This is a genomic window from Frateuria aurantia DSM 6220, from assembly GCF_000242255.2.
In the GTDB taxonomy this organism is placed as follows: Bacteria; Pseudomonadota; Gammaproteobacteria; order Xanthomonadales; family Rhodanobacteraceae; genus Frateuria; species Frateuria aurantia.
Window position 1 is genome coordinate 932,049 of sequence record NC_017033.1, and the last position, 20,124, is coordinate 952,172.

Genomic DNA, 20,124 nt, shown 5'->3' on the forward strand with positions numbered 1-20,124 from the left:
TGCCTGATCCGAGGCCGGCCGCCGTCGTTCGAGGCGGAGCCGGCCTTTTTCGTGCATGGTCATCCGGTCGCCGCCCCTGTCTGCACGGCTTCGATCCGAGCCGCGATGCCGGAGGTGCTGCAGGGACCGGCTCGAACCTGTCCATCCGTCCATACTCGGGCTACCTGTGGTCTTCCAAGCCGGTGCAGATGCCGGATCCGTGCGTCTGCAGGCGACCGATTCCGGTCACAGGGCACATCCGACTGATGCCGACGATCTGCCGGAGCCGTTCTATCCGGTCAACGGGCAAGCCGGAACCACCTTGCAGCCATGATTTCAGCTTCGCGGAAGGAAGCCGAGATCAGTCTATCGCCGGAGAGGCGCAGTCCATGAAGAAAACTCGGCTTGTTACGGCGCTTGTCCTTGTCGCCCTGCTGTTGCTGATGGCGCTGGGGCCGCGTGCCCATCATCGCCAGCTGGAAGTCCGGTTGCCGGTCGTTCCATCCGATCCGTCCGCCTTGCAGGCGATGGTGGCGGCCGGTGAGCGGGCCACTGCCGGCATCCGTCCCGACAATCAGGCACGCATCGTCTGGGTCGACCCGGCGCATCCGGCGCCGTCGGCGTGCGCCATCATCTATCTGCATGGCTTCGGGGCCAGTCAGGGCGAGGGCGCACCGGTGCATCGCGAATTGGCCCGGGACTTCGGCTGCAATCTGTTTCTGCCGCGATTGCCGGGCAACGGTCTGGCATCGGTCGATGCCATGCGCGGGATCGATGCGCAGCAATGGCTGGATGGTGCCGCCAGGGCGCTGGCCATCGGCCACGCCCTGGGGCGGCGCGTGATCGTGATCGGCACCTCGATGGGCGGTGGACTGGCTCTCGAGCTGGCAGGGCGTGAACCCGCGGCGGTGGATGCCCTGCTGCTGTACTCGCCGCTGGTCCGTGAATACCGGGATCAACTGGATCCGATGTTCTGGCCTGATGGCGAATGGCTGCTGAAATATCTGAAGAATCATGGTCGTGATCATCTGGCCTATGATCAGGATTCGGTCTACTGGGCCGGGCAGATGCATATCGATGGCTACAAGGCCATCGCCGAGTTGCGCTCGTCGCTGACGCCGAGCCTGTTCAAGGCCATTCGTGCACCGATGTTTCTTGGCTACTACTGGGCCGATTCCGAGCATCACGACACGACCGTCTCGGTGCCGGCGATGCTGGCTATGTACGCTCAGGTTGCCACTCCGGCGGCGGACAAGCGCAAGCAGGCCTATGCCGATGCCGGTGCACACGTGATCGTCTCTCCGCTGCGATCGAAGGCTTCCGCCCAGGTCTATGTCGACAGCCGGAATTTCCTGCACCAGGTGCTGGGGATGACCTATGTCTGCGGGGCCGATACCGGCAAGCCCTGTCCTCCGGTAGGCGGAGCCGCCAGCGGGGCGATGCCGGACCCGGCCAGAGGCCATCCGTCCTGAGCGATGCGGTGCCCGGCATCGATAGATAGGTCGCCCGCCGGCCCGGGATCGCGACGGCTGACCGGGTTCTTCAGCGGGCAAGATCCGGTTGATGACATCAGGTTGATGACATCAGGTCGGTGGCGGCAGTTCGCGCCGCCAGCTGCCCGGCTGCCCGGGCAGCACCACCAGGCGGGCGACCTCGGCCAGAAAGTCTTCCCGGGACAGTTCGCGTGCGCCCAGGCTGAGCAGGTGCGGATTGGTGAGCTGGGCATCGATCAGCGGAAATCCCCATTGCCGCAGTTGGGCGGCCAAGGCCATCAGCGCCAGTTTGGAGCCGCCGCTCTCGCGGCTGAACATGGATTCGCCGCAGAACAGATTGCCTACGGCGATGCCGTAGAGGCCACCGACCAGGTGCTCTCCATCCCAGACTTCCACGCTGTGGGCATGACCGAGCTGATGCAGGCGACCATAAGCCGAGGCCATGGCCGGAATGATCCAGGTGCCCGCCTGCTGTGCACGTGGGGCGGCACAGGCCTGGACTACGGCATCGAAGGCATGATCCAGGGTGAAGGTCCAGCTCTTGCGCTGGCCCAGCTTGCGCAGACGGCGGTTGGGGCGCAGCAGGGCAGTATCCAGCACACAGCGGGGGTCGGGTGACCACCAAAGAATGGGTTCGTCCGCGTTGAACCAGGGAAAAATGCCCTGGGCATAGGCGGCCAGCAGCCGGGGCGGCGACAAGTCGCCGCCGAAAGCCAGCAGGCCGTCCGGCGAGGTCAGGGCCTGACGAGGGTCCGGAAACCGGGTCGGGTCCGCAGGGTCGAGCAGGGGCAGGGTCAGCGCGCGCGTCATGAGGACGAGGCTACCGCAAACCCGGCCGGCATGTATCGCCGGCCGGGGGAAATGGCGGCAGCCGGTGCTCAGCGTTCGCCCGGATGCAGGTTGGCACGCAGGCGCATGGCGCTGGCCAGAGTGGGTGACAGCGGCAGTTGCGGCAGCAGGGTGGCCTGATAGGCATGGTAGAGATCGGCCTTGCCGCCCCACAGCAGGGCCGAAGGCCGGTTGTCGCGATCCAGCTCATGGTGCCAGCTGCCATGGCGCAGATCGATCAAATACATGGCGATATAGTCCCAGAAGGTCCGGTACCAGCTGTTGTAACGGCGCTCGCCCGTACGCTGGCCGAGGGCGGCCGCGGCGGCGCTGGCTTCGGCCAGGGTCCAGTGCATGCGATGGTGGATCCTGGGCTGTTCGTTCCAGTCCAGGGTATAGACCAGACCGGGCTGGCCATCGACGTCCCAGCCGGTGGTGCAGGCCGTCTCGAAGAGCTGCCGTGCATCGGCCAGCAGCCAGCCCGGGGCATCCTCGCCATAGCGCAGCAGCGAATGCTCCAGGTTCAGCAGCAGCCTGGCCCATTCGAAGGCGTGACCGGGGGTGACGCCATAAGGACGGAACGGATCCACCGGGTGCTCGGCGTTGTAGTCCCGGTCCGGTGTCCAGTCAGCGGAAAAATGTTCGACCACGGCAAACTGGTTGTGGGCGGCATGCAGATGGATGATCTGGCGGGCGATGCTGAGCGCGCGCTGTCGCCACAAGGGGTTGCCGGTGACATCCCCCAGGGCGAGAAAGGCCTCCACGGCATGCATATTGCTGTTCGCGCCACGATAGTCCTCGGACACGCTCCAGTCGCGCGAGAAGCTTTCCATCATGCAGCCTTCGGCATCCGACCAGAAATGCTGCTCGATCACCGTGATGGCCTGCTCCATCAGCAGATGGCTGCCGGGGATGTTGGCGGCTTCGCCCGAGCTGGCAGCCAGCGCCACGAAGGCATGGACATAGGCCTGCTTGTCGCCCTTGCCGATCTCGCTTTCATCGCTGTACCAGCCGCCGAACTCGGCATCGCGCAGCAGGCCCAGCAAGGCATCGACACCATGCCTGGCCAGTGTCCAGGCGCCGGGGATGCCTTCCAGGGCGGCAATCGCGAAGCAATGGGTCATGCGGGCGGTGATCATGGTGCTGGCGGTGGCGCCTGCGACCGGTTCGCCCTGGGCATCCAGTGCGCCGAAACCGCCACTGGTCAGCCGGGATGCGCGGGAAAAATCCAGCAGCCGCTGGCGCTCCTGGTTCAGCCACTGGCGATGGCCTGAACGGCTGTATAAGGGACTCAGCGTAGGCGTATAGCTTTTGCTCATGAGGTGGATCCGGGGTGAACAAGAGGGGGAGGACGACGATGCGCCCGATGGATGCCGGCGGGCAGGAGGCCTGCCAGAGCTGTGCATGGCACCGGTCGGTGTCGTAGGCGGGGAAGGCTGATCGGTGCAAAACCGCATGCCGCGAAGCCGCCGCGGGATGCGGTCGGAACACCTGCATCTGGCGGTCCTGCCGGCCACCATGGCGGGTTGTGTGCTGACGCAAGCCGGAGAGTGCTCATCGAAGGGCCATGATACGTTTTCGCCATGCCAGCGGCGAGCGGCATCTTCACTGCCACCCGTTTTCAGGAACGATCCGGCCTGTCCGGGCAGGCTCGTCGACCGCTACAATGCCGGCCTTTTGATGTCTGGAAGACTCCGCCGTCATGGATATCCTGATCAACGAGGCCTTGCGTGCCTATATCGACCCGCTGACCCCCGACGAGTTCGAGGCGCTGGAGCAGAGCGTGCTGGCCGAAGGCTGCCGGGATGCCCTGGTGCTGTGGGGCAACGTGCTCGTGGACGGACATAATCGTTATGCGATCTGCCAGAAGCACGATATCCCGTTCAAGACCATCCAGATGGAGCGCTTCCAGTCGCTGGATGATGTGCATCTGTGGATGATCGAGCAGCATCTGGGACGTCGCAGCGTGTCCGACTTCCAGCGTGGTGTGCTGGCCTTGCGCAAGCGTGAAATCATGGCCAGCCGCGCTGAAGCAGAGGCTCAGGCCGCGGCTTCGATACCGGCTCCGGTCGCGGAGCCGGCGGCTGGCGAGACGGATGCCGGCCTGCCTTGGGATGAATCCGATACCACCGGCGTGCAACCGCTGGGGGCCAAGGAGCGGGAGCTGATCGCCCGTGAGGCCAAACTCAGCCGCAACCAGGTCGGGCTGATCGAGAAGATCCAGCGCCAGGCGGCTCCTGAAGTGATCGAGGCCGTGCGTTCGGGCAGTCTTTCGATCAATGCCGCCGCCGCGGTCGCGACCTTGCCCGAGGAAGAGCAGAAAGCCGCGGCCGAGGCGGGTCGGGACGAGTTGCGCCAGGCCGCCAAACGGGCTCGCGAAGCCCGGCGTCGCCCGCCCAAGGAAAAGGCGGAAACCGGCGGGAGCGACGAGGACGCGCCGCTGCCGCCGCATGTCGATCGCGAGCTGCGGACCTTGCGGGCCCGGGTAGCCGAGCTGGCCGATGAAAACGAGCAGCTCAAGGAGCAGATCGAACGGCTGAAGCAGCATCTGTCGCCGCCAGCCTGAGCTGGCTGGCTTGCCACCGCCTCGTCTGCGGCGGCGCAGGCATCAGAGGGGCTGCCGCAGCCACTGCGGCAGCTCTTCCATATGCCGGAATACGGTGTGAGCTCCGGCCCGGCGCATGGCCTCGGCAGTGACATGGCGGGTCGTGGCCGGCAGATAGCCGAAGACGGTGGCACCTGCGGCCACGCCGGCCCGGATGCCGGTGAGCGAATCCTCGACCACCGCGCTGCGTGCGGGATCCGCCCCCAGCTGGCGGGCGGCATGCAGATAGATATCGGGTGCCGGCTTGTTGGCGGCGAGATCCTGGCCACTGAAGACCTGGCCGTCGAACCAGGTGGCGATGCCGGTCTTGTCCAGCTGCATCCGGACCTTGCCGATATCGGCGCCCGAGGCCACCGCCATCCGGCCCGCCATGTCGCGATGCAATTCAGCCACGGCCTGCCTGGCACCGGGAATGGCCTGCAGCTCGGCCTGCAGTCGCTGATCGCGACGGGCGCGGAAGCGTTTTTCCCAGGCTGGATCGATGACGACGCCGGTCTTTTCCAGAATCAGTGCAGCGTGGTCTCGGACCATGGTGCCGGTGAACCGCTCCAGTGCCTCGTCGTGGTCCAGCGACCAGCCCATTTCGCCCAGCATCTCGACCAGCACGGCATTGACCAGAGGTTCGGAGTCGACCAGAACGCCGTCGCAGTCGAACAGCAGCGCTTCAAAAGGGATGACGGGCATGGATTCACTCATGGGCGATCAGACGGGCAGGGGATGTCAGTGGGTGGGCGACTGGTCCAGCCAGATGCCCAGACCCTGGGCATTCAGCTCGATATCATTGCCCAGCAGGCGCATGAATTCGACCTCGTCGCCGTGCCAGCCGTGCTGGTCCAGGGCATGCCGGTACAGGCAGGCCAGGCCCTGGACCAGTCGCATATGGCGCTCCTCGCCGCCGAGCTGGGCCTGGTCCTGGGCCAGTGTCACCATGGCATCGATCAGTCGGTGCAGCTGCGCGGTCAGCTCCGGTTGGGCCGTGACGGGGCCGTAGTGGGTCAGCAGCAGCCTGCGCGGCTGCAGCGCCATGATCCGGTCGATCGAGGCATGCAGCGCTCGGGGATCGAACTGCACCGGGGTGGTGGTCGGCAGTATGAATACGCCGGCCGGCGTGTCGAATTCCCGGTAGGAAAGGCCGAAGGTATCGCCGGTAAAGCATTGCTCGCGGCTGATATCGTGGATGCTCAGGTGATGGCGGGCATGGCCGGGCGTATCGAGAAAATGCAGCTCCCGACCAGCCAGGCTGAAGCGGTGGCCTTCGCCGGCTTCGATGATGCGCTCGGCAGGAATCGGCAGCAGCTCGCCATAATCGCGGCGCATGACCTCCTCGCCATAGACCGCGCTGGCACCGGCCCACAGTTTTGAGGGATCGGCCATATGGCGGGCACCGCGCGGATGCACCAGCAGCTGGGCATGGGGCAGGTGCTGCAGCAGCTGGCCGGCACCGCCGGCATGATCCAGATGGATATGGGTCAGGATCAGTGCTTCCACGTCGGTCGGTTGCAGCCCCTGGGCGGCGAGGGTGGCCAACAGTCGCGGTACCGAATGGGCGGTGCCGCAATCGACGAAGGCGGCACGGCCGCCCTCGACCAGCAGATAGGCGCCATCGAAGCCGGGCCGTACAAAGCCGGTGTCGATCAGGAGAGTGCCGTCACCCAGCGGCTGGCAGGTGACCGGGTCCGGGGTGACGAAGGGAAGTGACTGGCTCATGCTGGGGCTCGCGATCATGGAGATAGGGACTGTGGCCGAGCAGTTCCGCCTGGGTCTGAAGGCGCGCCTGCGCTTCCCTATGCAGGGCGTGCTGCACGGCCTGACGGAATCCGGGGTGGGGCAGATAATGCCTTGAATGCGTCAGAGTGGGCATAAAACCGCGGGCCATCTTGTGATGGCGTCCCTGGGCACCGGGTTCGAAACAGGCCAGACCCTCCGTCAGGCAATGCTCGATGCCACGGTAATAGCACAGTTCGAAATGCAGATAGCTCAGCGAGCCCCCGGTCGTCGTGTCCGTGGTGGCGGGGGCGTTCACCGGCTCGTCGAAGGCCGCCGGATCGGCGCCCCAGTAGCGGCCGTACAAGGTCTCGGGTCCCTGCAGAAACAAGGCCATCGCAATGATTTCACCCTGGTGGCGGGCCGTGGCCACCCGTACCTGGGCGGACAGCGCCTGGCCAAAGCGTTGGAACATGGCCGGCGTCAGTGCTGCGTGGTTGCCCTTTTCATCGAAGGTGTTCCGGTACAGCTCATGCAGTCGTGACCATTCGGCGGCACTGAAGGCGGCACCGTCCTGCATCGCGATATCCAGCCCGTAGCCGGCGACCCGGCGGCGCTCCTGACGGATGTTCTTGCGCTTTTTCGGAGTCAGTGCCGCCAGAAAAGCCTCGAAATCCGCCCAGCCGCGGTGGTGCCAGTGGTATTGCAGGTCGCTGCGGGCCAGCCACTCGGCGGGAAAGGCCGGCAAGTCCGGCGGGGTCAGGAAATTGGCGTGGAGCGACGAGAGTTGCAGGCGTGCGGTTTCCGCCTGCATGGCCTGTACCAGAGCTTGTCGCAAGGCATCGGCATCCTCGCCCTGACCAGCCAGCAGACGCGGTCCGGGTACCGGCGAGTAGGGCACGGCATTCAGCAGTTTGGGGTAGTACTCGCCACCGGCCCGTTCCCAGGCATCGGCCCAGCTCCAGTCGAACACGAATTCGCCATGCGAATTGCCTTTCAGATACAGCGGCGCGGCGGCCACCAGCTGCTCGCCTCGATAAAGGCCCAGATGATGCGGCTGCCAGCCCCAGTCATGGCGGATGCAACCGGTCTGTTCGAGTCCGGCCAGAAAGGCGTGATCGAGAAAGGGGTGGGCAGACGGACGCAGGCGATTCCAGGACTCGGCGTCGATGGTCTCGAGACGGTCATGGAAACGGGCCTGCAAGGCGGGAAGAACAGCAGATTCCACGCAAGCACCTCAAGCAAGCTGGCCACCGGATCGCTCCGGTGGCCATGGCGGTTCAGTGCAGGCGGCCGATCCGGCCCTGCAGTTCGGCGACCAGCGCTTCAGGCTGGCCGTAGTAGCGCTGGTGATCCAGCTTCAGCCGGCCCTCCTCGGTTTCCAGTATCAGGGTGGGAAAACCGCGGCCGCCGACTTCGGCCATCAGCGCACGCGCCGCCTCGACATGATCGACCAGCGGCTGTTCGCGCACCGCTTCGAAGGCCTCGGCCCAGGCGGCGGCCGGCAGGCCGATCTGTTCGGCCAGTTCGGCCAGGATCTCTTCCGAGGCCACCCGCAGTCCACGCTGGTAATGCGCCTGCTGGATCGCCTGCAGCATCGGCAGGGCCTGGGCCGGGTCGATGCGTTCCGCGGCCAGGGTCGCCACGATGGGGGGCAGCGAATACAGCACCGTGCCTTCTTCGGCCAGCAGACCTTCACGGTAGGGCGCGCCGAAGACCTGGCCGGTCAGCTCGGCGATGCGCTGGTCGGCCTCGTGGATCTTGGTGGCCAGCTCGCCATCCAGCGGCACCGGTTCGGCGAACAGTGCTCCGGCGTGCAACTGCAGGGGCAGTCGCGCGCCGAAGGCCTGTCGCACGGCATCGATCAAGGGTCCGGCGGCATAGCACCAGCCGCACAGCGGGTCATGGATGTAGTGCAGACGGGCCATGGGTCAGGCGGCCGGGGCGTGCTGGTCCAGCCAGCGCTCGGCATCCAGCGCCGCCATGCAGCCGAACCCTGCCGAGGTGATGGCCTGGCGATAGACATGGTCGGCCACGTCGCCGGCGGCGAACACACCGGGCACGCTGGTCATCGTGGCCAGGCCTTCCAGGCCGCTGCGGATCTTCAGATAACCGTCGGTCATCTCCAGCTGATCCTTGAAGATGCCGGTATTGGGCGTGTGGCCGATGGCCACGAAGAAGCCGGTGGCCTCGATCTCGCGCAGGGCGCCGTCGAGGGTGCTCTTCACCCTTACGCCGGTGACGCCGGAGTCATCGCCCAGCACTTCGTCGATCTCGCTGTTCCAGACCAGCTCGACCTTGCCGGCGGCGGCCTTCTCGAACAGCTTGTCCTGCATGATCTTCTCGGCGCGCAGGCTGTCACGGCGGTGGACCAGATAGACCTTGCTGCAGATATTGGACAGATACAGGGCTTCCTCGACCGCGGTATTGCCTCCGCCGATGACCACGACCACCTGTTCGCGGAAGAAGAAACCGTCGCAGGTGGCGCAGGCGGAGACCCCGCGGCCCTTGAACTTCTCTTCGCTGGGAATCCCCAGGTACTTGGCAGTGGCGCCGGTGGTGATGATCAGTGCGTCGGCGGTGTATTCGCCGGAATCGCCGATCAGCTTGAAGGGGCGCTGGCCCAGCTCGGCGGTGTGGATATGGTCGAAGATCATATCGGTCTTGAAGCGTTCGGCATGCTCGGCCATGCGCTGCATCAGCTCAGGTCCCTGCACGCCGTTCTGGTCGCCGGGCCAGTTGTCCACTTCGGTGGTCGTCATCAGCTGGCCGCCCTGCTGCAGGCCGGTGATCATGGTCGGCTGCAGATTGGCACGGGCGGCATACACGGCAGCGGTGTACCCGGCCGGGCCCGAACCCAGGATCAGCAGGCGGCTATGTTTGGGGGAGCTCATGGTTATAATCCTTGATGGGTTGCGCAATCGATGGTGATGGGCATGACATGGCCTTCAGGTGCTTGCTTGCTGTAGTTTCCCGAAGAACGCCACATGCAGGCCCGACTGCCCCAAGATGGGGGAGCCAGATGCAGGTTGCAAGGCATGGCCCGGGCGATTTCCGGAGAAGCCCGGGGCGTCAGGGTCGGTGGCGGCGATCGCGCGGAGCGTGTCGGCATGCCTGCAATGGCATGGTGCAACCCGATGGACAGACGAATCTAAAGGATGACGGTATAACGTGGCGCGTACGGATCAAGACAAGGCAAAAACCCGCAGGCCCACGCCGGTACCCAAGGCGCCTGTGCCGCGTTGGCCGGCGCTGAGTGACGAATTGAAACGGCGCCTGCGCGAGGCCGGAGCGATCCTGCTGATTCCGCTGGCGCTGTATCTGCTGATGTGCCTGTTCAGCTACAACGACCAGGATCCCAGTTGGGGACATGCCGGCAATGCCCATGTGGCGGTGAATTTCGGCGGTGCCCTGGGCGCCAATATCGCCAATCTGCTGCGTTACATTTTCGGTCTGGTGGCTTATGCCTTTCCGGTGATCCTGCTGGTGCTGGGCGCGCAGGTGCTGCGCCATCGCGGTGTGCGTACTGTGCAGCCGTGGGAGCCCTCGCTGCGGCTGATCGGCCTGGTGTTCTTCTTCATCACCCTGCCGTCGTTGCTGACCCTGACCATGAGCCATCTCAGGATTCTGCCGGAAGGCGCCGGCGGCATCATCGGTCACTGGGTGGGCAGCGTCCTGCTGCGCGAGCTGGGAGGCAAGGGTGCCCCCCTGCTGCTGCTGGCGATTTTCCTGGTGGCGATCACCTTGGCTACCGGCCTGTCCTGGTTCAAGGTGATGGACAGTCTGGGCCGTGGCGTGTTGCGGATCTTCAGCTGGTTCGAAGGCAAACTGCGCGAGGCGCCGGAAAAGCTGGCGGCGCGCCAGTCGCGCGATGAACGCGAGCAGGTGGTCAAGGTCGAGTCGCAGAAGCTGGCCAAGCGCGAGCCGGTGCGCATCGAGGCGCCGCCGGCACCGGTGGTCCGCAGCGAACGGGCCAAGGTCGAGAACCAGATCCCGCTGTTCACGGCCGGTGCGGCACCAGGCAGTCTGCCGCCGCTGTCACTGCTGGACGAGGCGCCTGAGCAGGGCCCGGGCTATTCCGAGGAAACCCTGGAAGTGCTCTCGCGGCAGGTCGAGCTGAAGCTGCGCGACTTCAAGATCGAGGTCAAAGTGGTCGGGGTCTATCCCGGCCCGGTGATTACCCGGTTCGAGCTGGAGCCGGCCGCCGGCATCCGCGGCAGCCAGGTTTCCAGCCTGGACAAGGACATCGCCCGCGGCCTGTCGGTGGTCAGCGTGCGCGTGGTCGACGTGATTCCCGGCAAGAACGTGATCGGTCTGGAAATCCCCAATGCGAGGAAGCAGATCGTGTATCTGTCCGAAATCCTGCGCTCGGACAAGTACGATCAGCTGAAGTCGCCCCTGGCGCTGGCGCTGGGCAAAGACATTGCCGGGCGTCCGGCAGTGGCCGATCTGGCCAAGATGCCGCATCTGCTGGTAGCCGGCACCACCGGCTCGGGCAAGTCGGTAGCCGTCAACGCGATGGTGCTGAGCCTGCTCTACAAGTCCAGCCCGAAAGACGTGCGGATGATCATGATCGACCCGAAGATGCTGGAGCTCTCGGTCTACGAGGGCATTCCGCATCTGCTGGCGCCGGTGGTCACCGACATGAAGGAGGCCGCCAATGCCCTGCGCTGGTGCGTGGCCGAGATGGAGCGTCGCTACAAGCTGATGGCGGCCGTGGGCGTGCGCAATCTGGCCGGTTTCAACAAGAAGGTGAAAGAGGCTGACGACAAGGGCCAGCCGCTGCTGGACCCGCTGTTCCGGCCCAATCCCGAGCAGCCCAGCGTGGTCGCCGAGCCTTTGCAGCCGTTGCCTTACATCGTGGTCATCATCGATGAATTCGCCGACATGATGATGATCGTCGGCAAGAAGGTCGAAGAGCTGATCGCGCGGCTGGCACAGAAGGCGCGCGCTGCCGGCGTGCATCTGGTGCTGGCGACCCAGCGTCCGTCGGTGGATGTGATCACCGGTCTGATCAAGGCGAACATCCCGACCCGCATCGCCTTCCAGGTGTCCTCCAAGATCGACTCGCGCACGATTCTGGACCAGTCCGGGGCCGAGACCCTGCTGGGGCATGGCGACATGCTCTATCTGCCGCCGGGCACGGCCAGCCCGGATCGCGTCCACGGGGCCTTCGTCGACGATCACGAAGTGCATCACGTGGTCGACTGGCTGAAGGCCCAGGGCGAGCCCGACTATATTCCCGGCGTGCTGGAGGAAGTGCAGGCCACCGCCGACGGCAAGTTCATCAACGACTCCGGCCTGCCGCAGTCCGAGGATGACACCGTCGATGGCGAGGCGGTGCTGTATGACAAGGCGGTGCGGATCGTCACCGAAAGCCGTCGCGCCTCGATTTCGGGGGTCCAGCGGCATCTGCGGATCGGCTACAACCGGGCCGCCCGCCTGATCGAGCAGATGGAGCAGGAAGGCGTGGTCAGCGCGCCCCAGCACAACGGCAACCGCGAGGTGCTGGCGCCGCCGCCGCCGCGATCCTGAGTCGCGGCGCCACTTGCGACATCGCCGTTGCGGGCTTAAGGTCCGCGCATGGCCAAGCAGACAATGGCCACCCGGGCTCTGGACGCGCTCGGCGTGGCATACGAAGTGGTTCTCTACGATTACGATCCGGCGGCATCCGAGCGAGGCCTGCAGGCCGCCGCGGCGCTGGCACTGGATCCCTCGCGGGTGTTCAAGACCTTGCTGGCCAAGGTCGATGCGCATCCGGTGGTGGTGGCCATTCCGGTGGCCGCCCAGCTCAGTCTGAAAAAACTGGCCCAGCAGCAGGGCGGCAAGTCGGCCTCGATGCTGGCGCCGGCCGATGCCGAACGTCTGACCGGCTACAAGGTCGGTGGCATCAGTCCGTTCGGTCAACGCAAGCGCTCGCCCTTTGTGCTGGATGCCAGCGCCGAGGCTGGCGATTGGCTGGTGATCAACGGAGGCCAGCGCGGAATGCTGCTGCGACTGGCACCGGCGGATGTGATCCGCGCTGCCGATGCTCAGCTGGCCGATATTCTGGCCTGAAATCGTGCAGTCAGCCTTGCCCGCCGTAGACGAAGCCTGCTGGCGCCGGCTGCGCGCCGCGCGCTTCAGGGCCGGCTTCCGTCTTGATGCCGAGGATCAGGCCTATCTGCAGCACAAGGGCCTGGAGCGGGTGCTGGAGCATGCCGCCGATTTCATCGGCCGCCGCCTGGCTCCGGCGCAGCCGTTGCGTGACGGCAAGCAGACGCCATGGCGTGGCCATCCGGTGTTTGTCGCCCAGCATGCCACGGCCAGCTGTTGTCGCGGCTGTATCGCCAAGTGGCATGGGTTCGAGGCGGGACGCCCGCTGGACAGCCGGCAGCAGGCCTATCTGCTGGCCCTGATCCGCCGCTGGCTGGTCGAAGTGGAGGCTGCCGGAGAGGCGGCCCAGGCCGATCTGTTCGGTTAAGCCGTGAATGCGCATACTGACGGTTTCCAGTACATCCGATCAAAGAGTATTGCACGCATGCGACGACTGCCGGCCTTCTTCTACGCCCTGATTCTGCTGCCGCTTCCGGCGCTGGCCCAAAACCAGAGTGCACGCGCTCAGCTGGACACCTTCGGTCATGACCTGCATGCGCTGACGGCCCGTTTCGACCAGACTCTGGACAGCGGCAATGGCCAGCCGCCGCAGCCCAGCCACGGCACGCTGGCGCTGGAAGCGCCGCGCCAGTTCCGTTGGGATACCCTGGGACCTTACCAGCAGAACATCGTTGCCGATGGCAGCCGGGTCTGGCTGTACGATCCCGAGCTGCAGCAGGTCACGGTCAAGCGCCAGGACAGTGCCGAAGCCCACAGCCCGCTGACAGTGCTGACCGATCTGCGCCAGCTGGATCATGAGTTCCATGTCAGCGAGCAAGGCAGCAAGGGTGGACTGGCCTGGCTGCGCCTCACCTCGACCGCCGCCAATTCGGCCTTCGACCATGTCGATCTGGGCTTCAGTGGCGGCGTGCTGCAGCAGATGAGCTTTCGCGACCAGCTGGGCGCTGTGACCGACATCCATTTCAGCCACTGGCAGCGCAATCCCAAGCTGAAGCCCGACAGCTTCAAGTTCGTCGTACCCAAGGGCGCGGATGTCGTCGGTGATGTTCCGGATATCCAGGTCAGGCCGCTGCAGGAATAAGTCCGTCCAGCCTCCGGGCCGCAACGGCCCGGAGGCTGGACGCAAGTCGATCTCAGCGCAGCGGAAAATCCATGGCGGCCAGTGCTTCGCGCAGCCGGTCACGGCCGGTGAGGGCGGCGCCGTCGGCCATCCGTGCCACCGCCTGCTGCGACCAGGGCGGCGTTTCGCGGCCCTGGGCCTGCTGGAACGCGGTCGCTCGTTGTTCGTATTCGGCGATGCCGGCCGCCTCGTCCGCGATCGCATAGGTCTCGTGGTGCAGCACCACCGGGGGCGACAGCCGGGGCTTGATCTCGGCGGCCGCCTCCGGATCGGGATGACCGACGCACATGCCGAAAACCACTGCTGCGCCCGGCGGCAGGTCCAGGACCCGGGCGACGGCTTCCGGCTGATTGCGCATGCCGCCGATATAGACCAGCCCCAGGCCTTCGCTTTCCAGCGATACGGCCGCATTCTGGGCGGCCAGCGCGGCGTCGATGCTGGCCAGCACAAAGCCTTCCAGATATTCCCGCCCTTCGGTGGGCTGCTGCAGCGCTTCGCCTATCCGTTTCAGCCGGGACAGGTCGGCAACCCACATCAGCAACAGGGGCGCGTCACGAACGTGGCGCTGATGACCGGCGAGCCGTGCCAGTTCCAGCTTGCGCTCCGGATCGCGGACGGCAACCACGCTCCACAGTTGCAGATTGGACGAGGTGGACGCGGACTGGGCGGCGGCCACTGCGCGCAACAGGCTGTCGTCGCTGACGGGGCGGTCCAGATACTGGCGTACCGACCGATGCTGCAACAAACCGGCCAGCGTCGGCGTGATGTCGAGCGGGGCGGTGGTGCCGTAGCGATGCAGCCAGGCCTCAGCAGCGGAATTCATAGGCACAGGTCCTTGGTGGGGAGGGACTCGATGCTAACAGGCAGGCAGCCGCAGCAGCAGCCGTGGCCGCGGCGGATAAGGTCCAAGGCAAGGAATCCGGTGGATTTTTGTCGTGTTCGCAGCCAGTTGGCCGACGTTTGGATGACGGCCATGTGGCTTCGGCGCTAACATGGTGTTTTTCAAGCGTTGAACCTTCCGAATTCCCGCATGCTCATTTACGTCTTCGGCGCCTTCGGGTTGTCCACTCTGTGGTTTCTGCCCTTGCTGTGGCGGCTGCTCAAGTCCTTGTTGCATCGTGATGTCGAACAACTGACCGCACCGCATGGGCCGGCCAGATTCTGGAGCGGTGCCCTGGCGGTGCTGCTGTCCAGCACGGCACTGGAAGGCTTGCTGGTATGGAGCGTTACCCGGGATCCGGCCTCCGGTGCCGCGGTGACCCGCTGGCTGGGACAAGGCTTGAGCCAGCATCTGGGCGCGGGTATCAGCATGGTGCTGATGCTGGCGATCCTGCTGGTGGCCCTGCCTTCGTATCTGGGTTTTTCCTGGCAGGATATGCGCCGGCTGGCAGGGCAGAATCCGCTGGACTGGGTGCTTGCCGCCGGTGAGGCGATCCGGCGGGGCGTTGTCGACCTCATGGACCGGGTACCGGGCATGGGGCGTGGCGCGCGCCGCACTGTGCGCAAGCGCGCCAGCCAGCGCCGGCAGGACAAGGACGCACGGGCCCGGCAGCGTGGCCGCAAGGGCAAGCTGCCGGCCAAGCCATCGAAAGCGGCGCCTGTCGCTGGCGTGCGTGCCAGCGCGGAGATGGCCGCGCCGGACCTGACGCCCAGGCCTCAGGTACAGTCGGCCGAGCCGATGATCAGCCAGCCTTGGCTGACGCCCAGGCGGGATATGGCGCCCAGACCGTCGCGAGGCGGCGACGACGTCTCCTGGCCGGGCGACACCCTGTCCACGGTGCCGGCGCGCAAGGAGTCGCCGGCCAAGGCGGCTCCTGCTGCCGAGGCAGTGTCGCTGGCCGAACGCCCCTCGCGTGGCGAAAAGGGTCGCCGTCGCATGCCCCAGATTCCCACCGAGGTGCGGCCGGCCGATGAGGTCTTCCGTGCCCGCGGACGCGCGCCCGATCCGATTGCCGCCTGGCTGGACAAGCCGCTGCCGGAACGCACGGCCTTGCAGCCCCGACATGCCTCCACCCAGCGCAGCCGCGTGGCGAAGTCCTCGTCAGGTCAGGATCCAGCTTCGCTGGCGACAGGTCGTGCGCCGGTCGCGCCTGCCGCGGCGGGCGCCAGCGAGCGGATCTACGAAGAGGCCTTGCAACGCTTCCAGTCGCAGAGCCTGGATCAGTCAGTTGCAAGGTCCGCACCCTCGGCAGAGGAGGGCATCCCTGCGCCGACTCCGGCTATGGCGGAGGCTGTTGCAGGCCCGGCAGCCGTGACGACGCTGGCATCCGGGGTGGTCAGGACGGCATCTGCCGAGCCTGCCGGGATCTTGCAGAGCGCGACCAGAGCGGCGGAGGCGCCTGCCGGCGCCGCTGCCCCGCCAGAGCCGGTTTCGTCTGCCGAAGCAGTTCCCTTGGATACGGCTGCGTTGCCTGTCAGTGAGCCCCCTGTGGCCGCGACTCCGGTGCGGCCATTGCCAACCATTGAAGCCACCATCGCACAGCGCGCTGGTGAAAACCTCGGTGTGGCAGCACCCGTCTCCAGCGAGGTGCCGCCGGTCGCCGACACGTCTTCGGATACGGACGTTGCCGTCGGGAGCTCGATCGCCTCTGCTGCCTCCAGCGCCGGAATCACGCCGGTGACGGGGCCCGGCATGGTCCGTGAGACGGAGGCGGCATCCATGGCGGGGATCACCGTCGATGCTCTGGTCCCGCCCTCGGCAGCACCCTCGGTGGCGATACCCGTCCCAGGGCTTTCGGCGGCGGCTTCACCCTACCCAGAGGGCAAGGCGACCACGCCGCCGCCGACAGTGGCGGCACCGATGGGGGCCATTGAGCCGCCTTTCGTGATCGGCGGGTCGACTCCCGTTGCGGCAGACATCAGCCGCTCCATGCCCGCCGATGCCGTGGTTGAGCCGCCGATGGACAAGTCTTTGGTGAGTGCCATGCCGCCGGCACCGGATGCGGCCGCGACCATGGATTTGCCGCCGGCCATGGCCTCGTTCCCCGTGGAATCGGAGATATTGTCATCCGTCACTGTGGCGACGGTGGCCGTGCCGGCACAGATCGACGCTGCCGGCTCGGCAAGTCTGGTGACTGCGGCGGCATCGTCATTGCTGGCGCAGGACGGCGTAATGCCTGCCTCGGCACTGCAGCTGGCCGCCGAGTCGGTCGCGATGCCGGTCAGTACCGCTTCCACCGAAGCAGCGAGTCCGCTCCATGAGGCGGTTGCCGAGCCCGTCGGGCCCCGTCACGAAGCGGACTCCGTGATCGTGGATCACGATCAGCTTCACCAGCATGACAGCGGTCCGACGCTGGACGCCGAGCCGGGCAGCCAGGCTCTCTTGCTGCCCCATCCGCCCATCCGAAAGGCGACCGCGCCGTTGCCGCCGCTGGATCTGCTGTCCGAACCGCCGGCCGAGACTCTGGCGGTGGACGAGGAGCAACTGACCGAAACCGGTGCCTTGATCGAGCAGCGCCTGCGCGAATTCAAGGTGCCGGTCAGCGTGGTCGGCGCCGGCGCCGGCCCGGTGATCACCCGTTTCGAGGTGGAGCCGGCCGTCGGCGTGCGCGGCAACCAGGTGGTGGCCTTGATGAAGGATCTGGCCCGTGGTCTGGGGCGGACCTCGATCCGGGTGGTGGAAACCATTCCCGGCAAGACCTGCATGGGGCTGGAGCTGCCCAATGAGCAGCGCCAGATGATTGCCTTGCGCGAGATTCTGGATTCGGCCGAATACCGTGATTCCGATTCGCTGCTGACCCTGGCCATGGGCAAGGGCATCACCGGCGAGCCGGTGGTGGCCGACCTGGCCAAGGCCCCGCATATGCTGGTGGCCGGCACCACCGGCTCGGGCAAGTCGGTGGCGGTCAATGCCATGATCCTGTCGATGCTGTACAAGGCCACGCCGGAGCAGGTGCGGCTGATCATGATCGACCCGAAGATGCTGGAGCTTTCGGTGTACGAGGGCATTCCGCATCTGCTGGCGCCGGTGGTCACCGATATGAAGCTGGCCGCCAATGCCTTGGCCTGGTGTGTGGGCGAGATGGAAAACCGCTATCGGCTGATGTCCGAGCTGCGGGTACGCAATCTGGCCGGCTTCAACCATAAGGTGCGCGAGGCCCGCGAGGCCGGCAAACCCCTGTGGAACCCTTATCCCGCCCATCCCGAGGTGCCGGAGTATCTCGATACCCTGCCCATGATCGTGGTGGTGATCGACGAGCTGGCCGATCTGATGATGGTGGCCGGCAAGAAGATCGAAGAGCTGATCGCCCGCTTGGCCCAGAAGGCCCGTGCTGCCGGCATCCATCTGATCCTGGCCACCCAGCGACCCTCGGTGGATGTGATCACCGGTCTGATCAAGGCCAATATTCCGACCCGGGTGGCCTTCCAGGTGTCATCCAAGATCGACTCGCGCACCATTCTCGACCAGATGGGGGCCGAAAGCCTGCTGGGGCAGGGCGACATGTTGTTCATGCCGCCGGGAACCGGCTATCCCAATCGTGTACATGGGGCTTTTGTCGCCGACGAGGAAGTGCTGCGCGTGGTGGCCTTTCTCAAGCAGTTCGGCGAACCGGACTATATCGACGACATCCTGGCCGAGGAAGTCAGCGAAGCGCCGGCGGATGGAGCGGCCGATGCCGCCAATGCCGAGGCCGATCCGCTGTACGACGAGGCCGCCGAATTCGTGCTCAAGACCCGGCGTGCCTCGATCTCCTTTGTCCAGCGCCAGTTCCGCATCGGCTACAACCGTGCCGCGCGACTGGTCGAGGCGATGGAAGCCGCCGGCCTGGTCTCGTCGATGGGCCCCAACGGTCAACGCGAGGTGCTGGCCCCGGTGCGGGATGACTGAGGTCGTGTTCCACGCCATGCCACCAGGGTTCCCGGCCGCAGCAGGCCGAGGCTGATCACGGTCCAGACCAGATCCTGCGGCGTACGCAGCGTCCGTGTCATCAGGCCGTGCCGGCGCAGCTGCCTCGCGTAGAAGCCGAGGTGGCGAATGTCATGGATCATGATCTGGCCGTCCGCGGCCAGCACGCGCACGATTTCATCCAGTGCCTGCCGGCGGTCTTCGGTCCGCGGCAGGTTGTGGATGGCCGCCGACGATACGACACGGCTGAAACAGCCGTCGGCGAAGGGCAGGTGACGCATGTCGGCCGTATGGATAGCCATCAGGTCGGCCCATCCTTCAGCCTGTGCGCACAGCTGCAGCCGCTCTGGCGTATTGCTGCTGAGATCCTCCGCTGACCAGATATCGACACCCGTCACGCGGCCCTGTGGCACGCGACGAGCGGCCTCTCGACTCAGCAGGCCTTGCCCGCAGCCTGCATCGAGCACCGTCTCGTCGCCGCGCCAGTCCAGCAGGTCCAGCCAGTGCCGGGCCAGTCGCCGCTTGCCGCGCGCGCTGTAGTGGATCATCCACAACGCACCCAGGCTGAAGCTGCAGGTCGGCCAGACCATGCCATGGATATGGACAGGCATCGCCGGCCATGGGTCCAGCAGGGCCAGCAGTCCGCACATGGCGGCCGCCAGCAGCAGGTTGCGTACCACGCCGGGTGCATCCAGACCATCAGGGAACAGGGAGCGGAGCATCAAATGATTCCTTTACGCCTGCCTGCAGTCTGACGGGCTCCCGGGATGGCCGGAAGTGACAGCTGTCAGGGTGATGGCGTGACGGTCGGTATCGGCTGAAAATGCACCAGGGCCTGATCACTCCAGTGCTTGTCGTAGAGCGGGAGCTGATAGTCATGCCGATTGCGTCCGGCCTTGAAGGTGGCGCTGCGCCCATGCTCGCTGAGCGTCACCGACAGGATGGCGCGCGGCGAATACAGGTCCACCTGAATACGGGAGGAATGACACACGCCCCCGGCCATGGCGAAGGCGGCGTGCATCCACAGCGGGGCCGAGGACTTGCCGATGCTCCAGGAAACTTCGCACTCCAGCCGCAGGTTGCCAAGCCGGGTGTCCAGGGGATCATCGGCTGCATTGCGCACCAGGGGATGGATCTGCAGCGTGTCTGGTGGACGATTGGCCAGCAAGCGGGCATGCCGCAGTGCGGGGATGGGCGGAGCCAACTCAAAGGATTTGTGGTGATCCAGGGGTATATCCAGCTGTTGCTGGTCGCTGAGAAACTGCAGTCGCAGGTCAGGTGCCGTGTCATGCACCGAGTCGTCCGTCACAAAGCGGAGCTGCGCCGAAGGTGCCAGCGCGTGATGCCTCTCGAAGCTGCGCCGCCCCTCCTGCAGACGATCATAGCTTGCGATCGGGTTTCCGGTCATGGCCTGTATCGTTACTGGCGACAGCGTCGTCGTGGCGGCGGCAGT

General features: G+C 65.8%; 16 protein-coding genes and 2 pseudogenes. 8 read left to right on the forward strand and 10 right to left on the reverse strand.

All coding sequences use genetic code 11. From position 1 onward, the window contains the following. The first annotated feature begins 368 nt into the window (after positions 1–368). Positions 369–1,451 (forward strand): alpha/beta hydrolase, encoded by a 1,083-nt coding sequence (locus tag FRAAU_RS04175; protein WP_014402322.1) that lies wholly within the window; start codon positions 369–371, stop codon positions 1,449–1,451. A gap of 111 nt (positions 1,452–1,562) precedes the next feature. Here the strand turns inward: FRAAU_RS04175 and aat are convergent, their stop codons facing one another. Together aat and FRAAU_RS04185 are read right to left on the reverse strand one after the other, a co-directional pair. Continuing rightward, on the reverse strand, positions 1,563–2,282 hold the full coding sequence (gene aat / locus FRAAU_RS04180) for a leucyl/phenylalanyl-tRNA--protein transferase (RefSeq protein WP_014402323.1): 720 nt from the start codon (positions 2,280–2,282) through the stop codon (positions 1,563–1,565). A gap of 68 nt (positions 2,283–2,350) precedes the next feature. Beyond that, the gene (locus FRAAU_RS04185) at positions 2,351–3,619 is read right to left on the reverse strand and encodes a D-mannose isomerase (protein WP_014402324.1); all 1,269 of its coding nucleotides are present in this window, start codon (positions 3,617–3,619) and stop codon (positions 2,351–2,353) included. Positions 3,620–4,002: 383 nt separating this feature from the next. Between FRAAU_RS04185 and FRAAU_RS04190 the strand changes: the two genes are divergently transcribed. Beyond that, positions 4,003–4,866, forward strand: coding sequence for a ParB N-terminal domain-containing protein (locus FRAAU_RS04190; RefSeq protein ID WP_014402325.1), 864 nt, complete (start codon positions 4,003–4,005; stop codon positions 4,864–4,866). 42 nt (positions 4,867–4,908) lie between these two features. Here FRAAU_RS04190 and FRAAU_RS04195 read toward each other — a convergent pair whose 3' ends face one another. Genes FRAAU_RS04195 through trxB form a run of 5 tightly spaced genes read right to left on the reverse strand, consistent with a single transcriptional unit; the run spans position 4,909 to position 9,503 of the window. After that, the gene (locus FRAAU_RS04195) at positions 4,909–5,589 is read right to left on the reverse strand and encodes an HAD family hydrolase (RefSeq protein ID WP_014402326.1); all 681 of its coding nucleotides are present in this window, start codon (positions 5,587–5,589) and stop codon (positions 4,909–4,911) included. A gap of 36 nt (positions 5,590–5,625) precedes the next feature. Then, on the reverse strand, positions 5,626–6,612 hold the full coding sequence (locus FRAAU_RS04200) for an MBL fold metallo-hydrolase (protein ID WP_014402327.1): 987 nt from the start codon (positions 6,610–6,612) through the stop codon (positions 5,626–5,628). Beyond that, entirely contained in the window at positions 6,554–7,837 is a 1,284-nt protein-coding gene (locus FRAAU_RS04205) for a GNAT family N-acetyltransferase (RefSeq protein ID WP_014402328.1), read from the reverse strand. Before FRAAU_RS04205 ends, FRAAU_RS04200 begins: the two co-directional genes overlap by 59 nt. 52 nt (positions 7,838–7,889) lie before the next feature. After that, on the reverse strand, positions 7,890–8,537 hold the full coding sequence (locus FRAAU_RS04210; RefSeq protein ID WP_014402329.1) for a DsbA family protein: 648 nt from the start codon (positions 8,535–8,537) through the stop codon (positions 7,890–7,892). 3 nt (positions 8,538–8,540) lie between these two features. Next, entirely contained in the window at positions 8,541–9,503 is a 963-nt protein-coding gene (trxB, locus tag FRAAU_RS04215) for a thioredoxin-disulfide reductase (protein ID WP_014402330.1), read from the reverse strand. Between the two features lie 340 nt (positions 9,504–9,843). Here trxB and FRAAU_RS04220 point away from each other — a divergent pair, with 340 nt between their 5' ends. Genes FRAAU_RS04220 through lolA form a run of 4 tightly spaced genes read left to right on the forward strand, consistent with a single transcriptional unit; the run spans position 9,844 to position 13,786 of the window. After that, a complete protein-coding gene (locus tag FRAAU_RS04220) occupies positions 9,844–12,144 on the forward strand; it encodes a DNA translocase FtsK (RefSeq protein ID WP_041270363.1) in 2,301 nt (766 codons plus the stop codon). Positions 12,145–12,192: 48 nt separating this feature from the next. After that, positions 12,193–12,666 (forward strand): Cys-tRNA(Pro) deacylase, encoded by a 474-nt coding sequence (gene ybaK / locus FRAAU_RS04225; protein WP_014402332.1) that lies wholly within the window; start codon positions 12,193–12,195, stop codon positions 12,664–12,666. 16 nt (positions 12,667–12,682) lie between these two features. Continuing rightward, positions 12,683–13,072, forward strand: coding sequence for a DUF4186 domain-containing protein (locus FRAAU_RS04230; RefSeq protein WP_217176243.1), 390 nt, complete (start codon positions 12,683–12,685; stop codon positions 13,070–13,072). 57 nt (positions 13,073–13,129) lie between these two features. Further along, positions 13,130–13,786, forward strand: a complete 657-nt coding sequence (gene lolA / locus FRAAU_RS04235) for an outer membrane lipoprotein periplasmic chaperone LolA (RefSeq protein WP_014402334.1) — start codon at positions 13,130–13,132, stop codon at positions 13,784–13,786. Between the two features lie 52 nt (positions 13,787–13,838). Here lolA and FRAAU_RS04240 read toward each other — a convergent pair whose 3' ends face one another. Beyond that, positions 13,839–14,648, reverse strand: coding sequence for a nitroreductase family protein (locus FRAAU_RS04240; RefSeq protein ID WP_014402335.1), 810 nt, complete (start codon positions 14,646–14,648; stop codon positions 13,839–13,841). A 207-nt stretch (positions 14,649–14,855) separates the two neighbouring features. On the opposite strand from FRAAU_RS04240, the pseudogene FRAAU_RS17800 reads away from it, so the two are divergent. Continuing rightward, a pseudogene (locus FRAAU_RS17800) lies at positions 14,856–15,194 on the forward strand (DNA translocase FtsK 4TM domain-containing protein); the annotation flags it as partial. A 1,992-nt stretch (positions 15,195–17,186) separates the two neighbouring features. Then, a pseudogene (locus FRAAU_RS17805) lies at positions 17,187–18,653 on the forward strand (DNA translocase FtsK); the annotation flags it as partial. Here the strand turns inward: FRAAU_RS17805 and FRAAU_RS04250 are convergent. Next, on the reverse strand, positions 18,617–19,393 hold the full coding sequence (locus FRAAU_RS04250; RefSeq protein WP_014402337.1) for a class I SAM-dependent methyltransferase: 777 nt from the start codon (positions 19,391–19,393) through the stop codon (positions 18,617–18,619). The pseudogene FRAAU_RS17805 and the gene FRAAU_RS04250 sit on opposite strands and share 37 nt — an antisense overlap. A 65-nt stretch (positions 19,394–19,458) precedes the next feature. Next, positions 19,459–20,079 carry a hypothetical protein gene (locus FRAAU_RS04255; protein ID WP_041270364.1) on the reverse strand — a complete coding sequence of 207 codons (621 nt, stop codon included), beginning with the start codon at positions 20,077–20,079 and terminating at the stop codon, positions 19,459–19,461. Positions 20,080–20,124 lie beyond the last annotated feature (45 nt).

Bases quoted from the DNA above. Each gene is read 5' to 3' on its own strand.
- ybaK (WP_014402332.1), top strand. From the start codon at position 12,193: ATGGCCAAGCAGACAATGGCCACCCGGGCTCTGGACGCGCTCGGCGTG.
- FRAAU_RS04250 (WP_014402337.1), bottom strand. From the start codon at position 19,393: ATGCTCCGCTCCCTGTTCCCTGATGGTCTGGATGCACCCGGCGTGGTA.
- FRAAU_RS04195 (WP_014402326.1), bottom strand. From the start codon at position 5,589: ATGCCCGTCATCCCTTTTGAAGCGCTGCTGTTCGACTGCGACGGCGTT.
- FRAAU_RS04210 (WP_014402329.1), bottom strand. From the start codon at position 8,537: ATGGCCCGTCTGCACTACATCCATGACCCGCTGTGCGGCTGGTGCTAT.
- FRAAU_RS04185 (WP_014402324.1), bottom strand. From the start codon at position 3,619: ATGAGCAAAAGCTATACGCCTACGCTGAGTCCCTTATACAGCCGTTCA.
- lolA (WP_014402334.1), top strand. From the start codon at position 13,130: ATGCGACGACTGCCGGCCTTCTTCTACGCCCTGATTCTGCTGCCGCTT.
- FRAAU_RS04200 (WP_014402327.1), bottom strand. From the start codon at position 6,612: ATGAGCCAGTCACTTCCCTTCGTCACCCCGGACCCGGTCACCTGCCAG.
- FRAAU_RS04190 (WP_014402325.1), top strand. From the start codon at position 4,003: ATGGATATCCTGATCAACGAGGCCTTGCGTGCCTATATCGACCCGCTG.
- aat (WP_014402323.1), bottom strand. From the start codon at position 2,282: ATGACGCGCGCGCTGACCCTGCCCCTGCTCGACCCTGCGGACCCGACC.
- FRAAU_RS04240 (WP_014402335.1), bottom strand. From the start codon at position 14,648: ATGAATTCCGCTGCTGAGGCCTGGCTGCATCGCTACGGCACCACCGCC.
- trxB (WP_014402330.1), bottom strand. From the start codon at position 9,503: ATGAGCTCCCCCAAACATAGCCGCCTGCTGATCCTGGGTTCGGGCCCG.
- FRAAU_RS04175 (WP_014402322.1), top strand. From the start codon at position 369: ATGAAGAAAACTCGGCTTGTTACGGCGCTTGTCCTTGTCGCCCTGCTG.
- FRAAU_RS04255 (WP_041270364.1), bottom strand. From the start codon at position 20,079: ATGACCGGAAACCCGATCGCAAGCTATGATCGTCTGCAGGAGGGGCGG.